Origin of the sequence: Cupriavidus basilensis OR16, assembly GCF_000243095.1 — a bacterium.
In the GTDB taxonomy this organism is placed as follows: domain Bacteria; phylum Pseudomonadota; class Gammaproteobacteria; order Burkholderiales; family Burkholderiaceae; genus Cupriavidus; species Cupriavidus basilensis_D.
Window position 1 is genome coordinate 16,297 of the sequence record NZ_AHJE01000083.1, and the last position, 11,547, is coordinate 27,843.

The 11,547-nt window shown below is 62.8% G+C and carries 10 protein-coding genes and 2 pseudogenes; 3 read left to right on the forward strand and 9 right to left on the reverse strand.

Going from position 1 to position 11,547, the window contains the following annotated elements:
* Window positions 1-5 precede the first annotated feature (5 nt).
* The 9 genes and pseudogenes from livH to OR16_RS27460 all read right to left on the reverse strand — a co-directional run bounded on the left by livH (window position 6) and on the right by OR16_RS27460 (window position 8,791).
* Window positions 6-932, reverse strand: a complete 927-nt coding sequence (gene livH / locus OR16_RS27420) for a high-affinity branched-chain amino acid ABC transporter permease LivH (RefSeq protein ID WP_006161617.1) — start codon at window positions 930-932, stop codon at window positions 6-8.
* A gap of 195 nt (window positions 933-1,127) precedes the next feature.
* The gene (locus OR16_RS27425; RefSeq protein ID WP_006161618.1) at window positions 1,128-2,243 is read right to left on the reverse strand and encodes a branched-chain amino acid ABC transporter substrate-binding protein; all 1,116 of its coding nucleotides are present in this window, start codon (window positions 2,241-2,243) and stop codon (window positions 1,128-1,130) included.
* Window positions 2,244-2,839: 596 nt separating this feature from the next.
* Window positions 2,840-4,141, reverse strand: coding sequence for a citrate synthase (gltA, locus tag OR16_RS27430; protein WP_006161619.1), 1,302 nt, complete (start codon window positions 4,139-4,141; stop codon window positions 2,840-2,842).
* A 40-nt stretch (window positions 4,142-4,181) separates the two neighbouring features.
* Window positions 4,182-4,469: a succinate dehydrogenase assembly factor 2 gene (locus OR16_RS27435; protein WP_006161620.1), complete on the reverse strand. Its 288-nt coding sequence runs from the start codon at window positions 4,467-4,469 to the stop codon at window positions 4,182-4,184.
* A gap of 79 nt (window positions 4,470-4,548) precedes the next feature.
* Window positions 4,549-5,158 (reverse strand): annotated as a pseudogene (locus tag OR16_RS27440) (succinate dehydrogenase iron-sulfur subunit).
* A gap of 31 nt (window positions 5,159-5,189) precedes the next feature.
* Window positions 5,190-6,968 carry a succinate dehydrogenase flavoprotein subunit gene (gene sdhA / locus OR16_RS27445; protein ID WP_006161622.1) on the reverse strand — a complete coding sequence of 593 codons (1,779 nt, stop codon included), beginning with the start codon at window positions 6,966-6,968 and terminating at the stop codon, window positions 5,190-5,192.
* 3 nt (window positions 6,969-6,971) lie between these two features.
* The gene (gene sdhD, locus OR16_RS27450) at window positions 6,972-7,337 is read right to left on the reverse strand and encodes a succinate dehydrogenase, hydrophobic membrane anchor protein (protein ID WP_006161623.1); all 366 of its coding nucleotides are present in this window, start codon (window positions 7,335-7,337) and stop codon (window positions 6,972-6,974) included.
* 13 nt (window positions 7,338-7,350) lie between these two features.
* Window positions 7,351-7,709, reverse strand: a pseudogene (gene sdhC, locus OR16_RS27455) (succinate dehydrogenase, cytochrome b556 subunit).
* Window positions 7,710-7,969: 260 nt separating this feature from the next.
* Window positions 7,970-8,791 carry a GntR family transcriptional regulator gene (locus OR16_RS27460; protein WP_006161625.1) on the reverse strand — a complete coding sequence of 274 codons (822 nt, stop codon included), beginning with the start codon at window positions 8,789-8,791 and terminating at the stop codon, window positions 7,970-7,972.
* A gap of 337 nt (window positions 8,792-9,128) precedes the next feature.
* On the opposite strand from OR16_RS27460, the gene OR16_RS27465 reads away from it, so the two are divergent.
* The 3 genes from OR16_RS27465 to OR16_RS27475 all read left to right on the forward strand — a co-directional run.
* On the forward strand, window positions 9,129-10,112 hold the full coding sequence (locus OR16_RS27465; RefSeq protein WP_006161626.1) for a malate dehydrogenase: 984 nt from the start codon (window positions 9,129-9,131) through the stop codon (window positions 10,110-10,112).
* A gap of 128 nt (window positions 10,113-10,240) precedes the next feature.
* Window positions 10,241-11,221 (forward strand): HpcH/HpaI aldolase/citrate lyase family protein, encoded by a 981-nt coding sequence (locus OR16_RS27470; protein ID WP_006161627.1) that lies wholly within the window; start codon window positions 10,241-10,243, stop codon window positions 11,219-11,221.
* Window positions 11,222-11,312: 91 nt separating this feature from the next.
* On the forward strand, window positions 11,313-11,547 hold a 235-nt coding region (locus tag OR16_RS27475; protein ID WP_006161628.1), incomplete at its 3' end, for a citrate/2-methylcitrate synthase.

Genomic DNA, 11,547 nt, shown 5'->3' on the forward strand with positions numbered 1-11,547 from the left:
CGTCCTCACACCTTTTCAACGTCAGGCTTGCCCAGCAGCCCGGTCGGGCGGAACAGCAGGATCAGCACCAGCAGGCCGAAGGCCACCACGTCCTTGTACTCGGCCGGCATATAGCCGGAGGCGAAGGTCTCGGCCAGGCCCAGCAGCACGCCGCCGAGCATGGCGCCCGGGATGCTGCCGATGCCGCCCAGCACGGCCGCGGTAAAGGCCTTGATGCCGGCCACGAAACCGATATACGGGTTGAGCTTGCCGATGGTCAGGCCGATCAGCACGCCGCCCACCGCCGCCAGCATCGCGCCAAGCACGAAGGTGAAGGAGATCACGCGGTTGGTGTCGATGCCGAGCAGGTTGGCCATGCGCATGTCTTCGGCGCAGGCGCGGCAGGCGCGGCCCATGCGCGAGTGGCCGATAAATAGCGTCAGCGCGATCATCAGGACCAGCGTCACGCCGACGATGAGCAGGCGCGAGTACGGCATGGTCACGGTGAAGTCGCTGCCCATCTGGAACTCGATGGCGCCGGAGATCAGCACGGGCACCGACACGTCGCGCGCGCCCTGCCCGATCTGCACGTAGTTCTGCAGGAAGATCGACATGCCGATGGCGGAAATCAGCGGCACCAGCCGCGGCCCGCCGCGCAGCGGCCGGTAGGCCACCCGCTCCACCGCGAAGCCGTATAACCCGGTGACCAGCACCGATACCAGCAAGGCGGCGCCCAGCACCAGCGGCAGCGGATAGCCCGCGCTTGCGCCGATGGCGGTGAGCGTCACCAGGCCCACGTAGGCGCCGATCATATAGATCTCGCCGTGGGCAAAATTGATCATGCCGATGATGCCGTAGACCATGGTGTAGCCAATGGCGATCAGCGCATAGATCGCACCCAGCGTGAGGCCGTTGACCAGCTGCTGGGTGAACTGTGGAAGGAACTCGTTCATGCGGGAAGCCCCATAACTTTGAAGCTGGAGACGCCGGCGTTGCAGGAGGTGCGCAAGCGCCGGGATAGCTCCGTAATGCCGGATATGCCCATGCCCCGGACGTGGCGGATAAACCGCGCCGGCCGGGCAACCGGACCCCGATACCAAAACGCCCCGCTCAAGCCATGAGCGGGGCGCGCAAAGCCAAAGTGCGGCTTAGTTGGCAGCGGTCTTGGTGGCGTCCTTGTGCCAGGTGAACACAACGAACCTGAACGACTTCAGGTCGCCCTGCGCGTCGTACTCGACCTTGCCGATCGGGGTCTGGAAGGCGTTCTTGTGCATGTAGGCAGCGACCTTGGTCGGATCCGTGCTCTTGGCGCCGGCAATGGCGTCGCCAATGATCTGGACCGCGGCATAGGCCGGCATCTGGAACGGGCCGTTGGCATCGCGCTTCTTGTCGGCGAAGGCCTTGACCAGCGCGGCGTTGGCCGGATCTGCGGAGAAGTCGGCGGGCAGGGTCACCAGCATGCCTTCGGAGGAAGCGCCTGCGATGGCCGTCACGTCCTTGTTGCCCACGCCCTCGGGACCCATGAAGGTCGCCTTGACGCCCTGCTCGCGCGCCTGGCGCAGCAGCAGGCCCATCTCCGGGTGGTAGCCGCCGAAGTAGACGAAGTCCACGCCTTGCGACTTGAGCTTGGTGATGACGGCGGAGTAGTCGGAATCGCCTGCGTTCACGCCCTCGAACACGGCCACGGGGATCTTGGCGGCTTCCAGGTCCTTCTTCACCGACGAGGCAATGCCCTGGCCGTACGACTGCTTGTCGTGCAGGATCGCGACCTTCTTGGGCTTGACCTTGGTGATGATGTACTGGGCTGCGGCCGGGCCTTGCTGGTCGTCGCGGCCGATGGTGCGGAAGATGAACTTGCGCTTTCTGTTCTCGGTCAGCTGCGGGGCCGTGGCCGACGGCGTCACCATGACAACGCCTTCGTTCTCATAGATGTCCGAAGCCGGAATGGTCGAGCCAGAGCACACATGGCCGATCACGTAATGGATCTTCTGGCTGACGATCTTGTTGGCTACCGCCACGGCCTGCTTCGGTTCGCAGGCGTCGTCCATCATCACCACTTCGAACTTGTTGCCGCCCGCGCCGCCAGCGGCATTGATCTGCTCGATGGCAGTCAGCGCACCGGCCTTGACCATGTCGCCGTACTGTGCGACCGAGCCGCTCATGGGGCCGGCGATGGCGATCTTGATGGTTTCAGCGTTGGCAGCAGCGCCGAAAGCGCACAGGGCCGTGGCCAGGGAGATGGACGTAAGACGGGACAGCGTCATGCAGGAGCTCCTCGATTATGGTTGGGTCATGGGCTGAGGCGGCATGACCTGCGCAATCGAACAACACCCGCGAGCTACAACCTGGGAAAGACGCCCGAGACGCGGAAGACGGGCCTGCAGAAAAAGAAGCGTGTGCGGGGCCCGGCATGTGTCAGCCCTCCTGCGCAACCCATGCACCGGAAGACCTTGGTTCGGAAAGACAACGTTGATGCGTTCTCTATTGCGCAGGTGATTCGCCTGCCCCGCTCGCCTCAACGCAGTCCGGAAGGGTGGCCCGGCTGCTGTCGGCAAAGCAGTCCGCATTATAGGGTCAAATTCCGCGCCGGATGGCGCATTTGCACAACAAATGAGGATCTTATTGGTAGTAACACAGCACAAATCGTCCGAAATTGGCGTTATCGCCACGTTTCACGCAATAAATCTTTTGCGACGCACAAGCGCTGCCGGGCTTGAATACCAAACGCCCCGGCTTGCCGGGGCGTTTGGTATTGCTGCGCTGCCAACAGGGCAATCTCAAGGGCGACTGGAGATTACCCTCAGGGTCGAGGCCAGCCACACCTGACTTCAGTATGGCCTGCCTGCCCCGGGCGAAAAGCTCAACGCGTGCCCATATCCGGCACGTTGCGGCTTGCGGCGCCGTTGAACAACTGACGCGGGCGGCCGATCTTGTATTCCGGATCGGTGATCATTTCTTCCCACTGCGAGATCCAGCCCGGGGTGCGTGCCAGGGCGAAGATGCAGGTGAACAGCGACGTCGGGATGCCGAGCGCGCGTTGCACGATGCCCGAGTAGAAGTCGACGTTCGGGTACAGCTTGCGGCTGACGAAATACTCGTCTTCCAGCGCGATCTTTTCCAGTTCCATGGCGAGCTTGAACAGCGGGTCGTTGTGCAGGCCCAGTTCGTTCAGCACTTCATAGCAGGTTTCGCGCATCAGCTTGGCACGCGGGTCGTAGTTCTTGTACACGCGGTGGCCAAAGCCCATCAGGCGCACGCCCGAGTTCTTGTCCTTGACCTGCTTGATGAACTCGGTGATGTTGTCGACGCTGCCGATTTCCTCAAGCATCTTGAGGGCGGCTTCGTTGGCGCCACCGTGGGCCGGGCCCCACAGGCAAGCCACGCCGGCGGCGATGGCGGCGAACGGGTTGGTACCCGAGGAACCGGCCAGGCGCACCGTGGAGGTGGAGGCGTTTTGCTCGTGGTCTGCGTGCAGGATGAAGATGCGGTCGAGCGCGCGCTCGAGCACCGGGTTCACCTTGTACGGGGCGCACGGCGTGGAGAACATCATCTGCATGAAGTTGCCCGAGTAGGACAGGTCGTTCTGCGGATAGATGTACGGCTGGCCGATGTTGTACTTGTAGGCCATGGCGACGAGCGTCGGCATCTTGGCGATCAGGCGGATCGCGGAGATTTCGCGCTGGTGCGGATCATCGATGTCCATGGCGTCGTGGTAGAACGCGCTCATGGCGCCCACCAGGCCCGTCAGGACGGCCATCGGGTGGGCATCGCGGCGGAAGCCGCGCAGGAAGAACTGCATTTGCTCGTGAACCATGGTGTGGTTCATCACGGCGCCGACGAATTCTTCCTTCTGCTTGGCATTGGGCAGTTCGCCCTTGAGCAGCAGGTAGCAGGTTTCGAGGTGATCACACTTGGTGGCCAGTTGCTCGATCGGGTAGCCGCGGTACAGCAGCTCGCCCTTGTCCCCGTCGATGTAGGTGATCTTCGAATTGCACGAAGCCGTCGACATGAAACCGGGGTCATAGGTGAACTTGCCGGTTTGTCCGTACAGCTTGCGAATATCGATTACGTCGGGGCCAACGGTGCCCGTATAAATCGGCAGCTCAACGCTGGGGGAACCATCGGAAAACGATAGCGTGGCTTTCACATCGGACGGCGTCATGTCGGTTCCTTCTAATGCTGACTAATAATGTTGACGAAACTCAGACCGAGCGCAGCAGGGCAATCACGTGCTGCATCGGGGGCGTGTCGAGCTCACCGTCCAGCTCCTTGCGGGCAAGCAGCAGGTCCATCAACTCGTTGTCACTCAACTCGAATAACTCGGAGAGCGAGGCCACGTCCTGGTCGGAGAGGCTTTCTTCGTAACGGTTGAAAAAACGTTCGACGATGATGTCGTTCTCCAGGAGGCCGCGCCGCGCGCGCCAGCGCAGTCGTGCACGCCGGTGCGGATCGGCCTGGTGGGAGAAACTGGGGGAAACACTTTCGGTCATAGGTACCTACTTCCGGCGCGCCGGTCGGGTATGCATTTGATAGCCCGGACCGACGCGCCGCATACGACCACCGCGCGGATCAGACCGAGCGGCGAACCATCAGCTCTTTGATCTTGCCGATGGCCTTGGTCGGGTTCAGCCCCTTCGGGCAAACGTCGACGCAGTTCATGATGCTGTGGCAACGGAACAGGCGGTACGGGTCGTTCAGGTCGTCCAGACGCGCGCTGGTCGCCTGGTCGCGGCTGTCCGCGATAAAGCGATAAGCTTGCAGCAGGCCGGCCGGGCCGACGAACTTGTCCGGGTTCCACCAGAACGACGGGCACGACGTCGAGCAGCTTGCGCACAGGCTTGATCGAGTTGTACTGCTTGAAGAACTGCGTCATGTCGACGATCAGGTCACGCACCACCGGCAGGCCGGGCAGCGGACGCAGGACGATGCGCTCCGGCAGCTCCAGCATGTTGGTCAGGCAGGCCAGACCGTTCTTGCCGTTGATGTTCATCGCGTCCGAGCCGCACACGCCTTCGCGGCACGAACGGCGGAACGAGATGGTTTCGTCCAGCTTCTTCAGCTTGACCAGCGCGTCCAGCAGCATGCGCTCATGACCGTCGAGCTCGACCTCGTAGGTCTGCATGCGGGGCGCGGCATCCTTGTCCGGATCGTAGCGGTAGACTTCGAAAATACGCTTCATTTCTGTGGGTCCTGTGGGTCCTACGCGGTGCTTAGAAGGTCCGGGCCTTGGGAGGAACGCTTTCCACCGTCAGCGGGTTCATCTTCACCGGCTTGTAGTCGAGGCGGTTGCCTTCGCTGTAGAACAGCGTGTGCTTGAGCCAGCTCTCGTCGTCGCGATTCGGGAAGTCGCTGTGCGCGTGCGCACCGCGGGATTCCTTGCGTGCAGCTGCCGAAATCATCGTGGCCTTGGCCACTTCCACCAGGTTGGCCACTTCCAGGGCTTCCACCAGCGCGGTGTTGAAGACCTTGGACTTGTCCTTCAGGTGGATGTTGTCGGCACGCTCCGCCACTTCCAGGATGCGCTCGACGCCTTCGTCCATCAGCTTCTGCGTACGGAACACGCCAGCATGCGACTGCATGTTCTTGCGGATGTCGTTGGCCACGTCCTGGGTGTATTCACCCGAGCTCGACGATTGCAGCTTGGCCAGGCGCGACATGGCGCGGTCAGCGGCATCGGCCGGCAGCGGCTTATGCTCTTTCTGCTTGATCGCGCTCGCCGCGATGTGGTTGCCGGCCGCGCGGCCGAACACCACCAGGTCCAGCAGGGAGTTGGTGCCCAAGCGGTTGGCGCCGTGCACCGACACGCAGGAGCATTCGCCGATCGCGTAGAAACCGTTGATGACTTCGTTGGGGTTGCCGTTCTTCGGCGCCACCACCTGGCCATTGATGTTCGTCGGGATACCGCCCATCTGGTAATGGATGGTCGGCACCACCGGGATCGGTTCCTTGATCGCGTCGACGTTGGCGAACTTGACGCCGATCTCGCGGATCGACGGCAGGCGCTTCATGATGGTGTCGGCCCCGACGTGCGTCAGGTCCAGCAACACATAGTCGCCGTTCGGGCCACAACCGCGGCCTTCCTTGATTTCCTGGTCCATCGAGCGCGAGACGAAGTCGCGCGGCGCCAGATCCTTCAGCGTCGGCGCATAGCGCTCCATGAAGCGTTCGCCGTCCTTGTTACGCAGGATACCGCCTTCCCCGCGCACGCCTTCGGTGATCAGCACGCCCGCACCGGCCACGCCGGTCGGGTGGAACTGCCAGAACTCCATGTCTTCGAGCGGCACGCCAGCGCGCGCTGCCATGCCCAGGCCGTCACCGGTGTTGATGAAGGCATTGGTCGAAGCGGCATAGATACGGCCGGCACCACCGGTTGCGAACAGCGTGGTCTTGGCCTCGAGGATGTAGACCTCGCCGGTTTCCATTTCCAGCGCGGTCACGCCCAGCACGTCGCCGTCGGCGTCGCGGATCAGGTCCAGCGCCATCCATTCGACGAAAAAGTGCGTCTTGGCGCGCACATTACGCTGATACAGCGTGTGCAGCAGCGCGTGGCCGGTACGGTCGGCCGCCGCGCAAGCGCGCTGGACCGGCTTCTCACCGTAGTTCGACGTATGGCCGCCGAACGGACGCTGGTAGATGGTGCCGTCGGCGTTACGGTCGAACGGCATGCCGAAGTGTTCGAGCTCGTAGACGACCTTGGGCGCTTCACGGCACATGAATTCGATTGCGTCCTGGTCGCCCAGCCAATCGGAACCCTTGATGGTGTCGTAGAAGTGATAGTGCCAGTTGTCTTCGCTCATGTTGCCGAGCGAAGCGCCGATGCCACCCTGCGCCGCGACGGTGTGCGAGCGCGTCGGGAAAACCTTGGAGAGCACGGCTACATTCAGGCCGGCTTCCGCGAGCTGGAGGGATGCGCGCATCCCAGCGCCGCCCGCCCCGACGATGACCACGTCAAAGCGACGACGCGGCAATCCTGTCTTGACTGCGACCATTTATTACACCCTCCAGAGAATCTGAGCTGCGTAGCCCGCGCAACCGACGAGCCACAGAATCGTAAGAACTTGCAGCACGAGGCGCACGGCCATCGGCTTCACATAGTCCATCCAGATGTCGCGCACGCCGATCCAGGCGTGAAACAGCAGCGACAGGATGGTCAGGAACGTGATGATCTTCATCCATTGGTTGGCGAAGAGACCTGCCCACGCTTCGTAGGAAGCGCCGTTCGAGAGCAGGAAGGCGACTGCCAGCACGACGGTGAAGACCACCATGATGACAGCGGTGACGCGCTGCGCGAGCCAGTCTTTGAGACCGTAGTGCGCACCGACGACCAGACGCTTGGGACCGATATTATTATTTGCCACGTTGACTCTCTCCTCAGAACAGGCCGAACAGCTTCAGGCCGAACACAGCGGTGAGCAACAGGCTGATGACCAGCACGGAGACAGCGGACTTGGCCGAAGCGGCCTTGGTCACGCCGACGTGCACGTCGAGCAGCAGGAAACGGATGCCAGCGCAGAAGTGGTGCAGGTAACCCCAGATCAGGGCCAGCAGAACCAGCTTGACGAAGCCGCCGGACAGAAGCGCCGAGAACTTTGCGAAGCTCAGTTCGGATGTGACGCTCTGCTCGAAGAGATACAGGACGAAAGGAAGGAGGAGGAACATCAGAGCACCGCTTGCGCCTGCGTCACATGGATGTTCCTGAACTCCGGCCTGGCTTGTTTGGCTTCAGCCATTGCTAGACCCCATTTTGCGGTAAACAAAAAACGAAACTACTGAGCGCCCTGGATGCAAATGGATGCAGCCGGAGCAAATCCCGATAATTTTAGCGCCTTTGTTGCGCGGCGCACCAATAATTTTCAGCTATCGCGCACCAACATGGCGTGCCCGACAATCGCACGCAACCATGCCGCGGGGTAATCATCGTTGCTTTGCGCAACAGCGGCGCCCGCCGTAGCTGCAACTGCAATGATAGACATGGGTTGCATCCGGTAAATCAGCTCAAATCGTTCTGATAATAGTGCCGCGTGGTTACATACAAGCCGCGGCGGACTTCGACGGGCCGGTCGCCATAGGTAAATGAGACGCGCTCCACAGACAAAAGCGGCGTGCCCGCGTCCACGGACAACAGCGACGCGGTGGCCTGGTCTGCAGCCACCGCGCGGATTTTCTCGGTCGCCCGGATCATGCGCGTGCCAAACTCGGCCTCGAACAGCGCATACATCGGGCCCTTCCATTCGGTAAGCTTCTCGGCCGTCAGGCCCTTGAAGTTGGTGCCCAGCAGCCAGATTTCGTCCAGCACGGTGGCCTCGCCGGAGAAAAACAGCACGCGGCGGATCTGTACCACGCCGTCGCCGGTGCGGATGTCGAGCAGGCGGGCGATTTCGGCCGGCGCGCGCAAGCGCTTGCACTCCAGCACCTGGCTGGCCCCATAATGGGGCTCGCCCTCGTCCGGCACCAGCCGCAGGAAGCGGAACTTCACGCCATCCTCGTGGTGCGTCGTGACAAAGGTGCCCTTGCCTTGGCGGCGCGCCACCAGGTTCTCGGCGGCGAGCTCGTCGATGGCCTTGCGCACCGTGCCCTGGCTGACCTTGTAGCGGGCCGCCAGGTCCATTTCGCTGGGGATCATGTCGCCTGGCTTCCATTCGCCGGACTGCAGGCTCTGGGTGATGAGGGCCTTGATCTGCTGGTAGAGGGGGCTGAACGTTGGCGAGGCCGCCGCCGCGGACGGCTGCGTCCCGGCGCCGGACGTAGCGGCGCCGTTATCCTGCACTGCAGCAACGGCAGCGCCGGCGAGGGACGGGGGCAGGGATGACATAAGCTAATTTCACCACAAAACGAGGAAGGCCGTCCAGCCCGGCATCAAATGTCTTATGTCTTATATAAGACATATGAATTGACAATGGTTTTATGCGGGCCTACACTCCCGCAGGTTTCACGCCGCTATCCGCTCTGGATGCAGCACCCCTCTTCGCAGTAGACTTACGCTTTGTCGCACCCCATGACCCGTTGTGGCTCCCTCCAGTCGGTATCGCTAGCAGCGCGCCGGTGGATTGCCGCCTGCCGCCGTGGCGACAAATACGCAACCGGTGACGTCCGGACTACCCTCCGGCCTGCCACCGACCAGTTTCCCCCTCTTGTTTGGAGAATTACTCATGGCTAAAGCCCCAATGCGCGTCGCAGTCACCGGCGCCGCTGGCCAGATCGGCTACTCCCTGCTGTTCCGCATCGCCAACGGCGACATGCTTGGCAAAGACCAGCCGGTCATCCTCCAATTGCTCGACCTCCCGCAAGCCCAGGCCGCCGTCAAGGGCGTGGTGATGGAACTGGAAGATTGCGCATTCCCGCTGCTGGCCGGCGTGGTGATCACCGACGACCCCAAGGTCGCGTTCAAGGACGCCAACGTCGCGCTGCTGGTCGGCGCCCGTCCGCGTAGCAAGGGCATGGAGCGCAAGGACCTGCTCGAAGCCAACGCACAGATCTTCACGGTGCAAGGCAAGGCACTGGACGAAGTCGCCGCCCGCGACATCAAGGTGCTGGTGGTCGGCAACCCGGCCAACACCAACGCCTATATCGCGATGAAGTCGGCTCCGAGCCTGCCCAAGGAGAACTTCACCGCCATGCTGCGCCTGGATCACAATCGTGCCCTGTCGCAGATCGCCGCCAAGACCGGCAAGCCGGTCGCGGCGATCGAGAAGATGTTCGTCTGGGGCAACCACAGCCCGACCATGTACGCCGACTACCGCTACGCGACCGTCGACGGCCAAAGCGTCAAGGACATGATCAACGACCACGCCTGGAACAACGACGTGTTCCTGCCTACCGTTGGCAAGCGCGGCGCCGCCATCATCGAGGCCCGTGGCCTGTCGTCGGCAGCTTCGGCCGCCAACGCTGCCATCGACCACGTGCATGACTGGGTCCTGGGCTCGAACGGCAAGTGGGTCACCATGGGCATCCCGTCGGACGGTTCGTACGGCATCCCCGAAGACACCATGTTCGGCTTCCCGGTGACCACCGCCAATGGCAAGTACGAAATGGTCAAGGGTCTCGAAGTCGACGCCTACAGCCGGGAAAAGATCAATATCACGCTCAAGGAACTGGAAGAAGAGCGTGCCGGCGTGCAGCATCTGCTCGGCTGATCCAGGATCCAGGCAGCGCCTATGACTAGACCGGAGCCTCGCATCGATTCACGAATCGGCGCGGGCTCCGGTTTTTTTGTTCTGCCGCCCTGCCCTTGCCTCCCTCAACCGCTACCCGATTGAATAAAGTGCATCCTTCCGAGGTCTTGTTCCAGGGCGAAGCCATTCCGACGCAACTGCCGGTCTGCGACCACTATGCCGGCAGCGAAAAGCTGATGCTGAAATCGCTGGCCCTGCAGCAAGAGCTTGGGCCCGTCTTCGATATCACCTTCGACTGCGAAGACGGCGCCGCCGTCGGGCTGGAGCGCGAGCACGCCGAGTTATGCGCGCGCCTCATCAACGGCCCGCAAAACCGCTTCAACCGCGTGGGCGTGCGCATCCACGATCCGGCCCACCCCAGTTGGCGGCAGGACATCGACATCCTGGTGAGCAGCGCCGGCGCCCGGCTGGCCTACGTGGTGGTGCCCAAGGTGACCGATGTGGTCGAGGTCGCGCGCGTCACCGATCACGTGAACCAGGCGGCCCGCGCCGCCGGCATCGCACGGCACATCCCCATCCACGTGCTCATAGAGACGCACGCCGCACTGGACCAGGTGTTCGACATCGCCCGCCTGGTACAGGTGGAATGCCTCAGCTTCGGGCTGATGGATTTCGTTTCCGCCCACCACGGGGCCATCCCCGGCGACACCATGCGCTCGCCGCAGCAGTTCGAGCACCCGCTGATCCGGCGCGCCATGCTGGAGATCTCGGCCGCCAGCCACCGGTACGGCAAGGTACCCTCGCATAATGTCAGCACCGATATCGAGCAGCCATCCCGCGCCGGCGACGATGCCCTGCGCGCCCGGGCGGAATTCGGCTACCTGCGCAAGTGGAGCATCCACCCGAGCCAGATCCTGCCGATCGTGGCGGCCTTCCGCCCCAGCGGCACGGAGATCGGCGCTGCCAGCGAGATCCTGCTGGGCGCCTACGAGAACAACTGGGCGCCGATCCGCCATCAGGGCCAGTTGCATGACCGCGCCAGCTACCGCTATTACTGGTCGCTGCTGCAGCGGGCGCACGCCACGGGCGCCGATTTGCCCGGCACCGTGCTCGAGCGCTTCTTTGCATGAACATTGCCTGGCGCGCGCCAGGCAATGACCACGACGTACCACAGGGTCGACCCCGGGCTGGGCTCGGGTGCGAGACCTGACAGGAGAGGCGATGCCAGAGCAGCAGCCAGTCCCGCAGAACGGCCCGAAGCCGAAGAAATCCGTCGCCCTGTCTGGCGTGAGCGCCGGCAATACCGCGCTGTGCACGGTCGGCCGTACCGGTAACGACCTGCACTACCGCGGCTACGACATCCTCGACATCGCCGAGACCTGCGAGTTTGAAGAGATCGCCCACCTGCTGGTGCACGGCAAGCTCCCCACCCGCGCCGAACTCACCGCCTACAAGG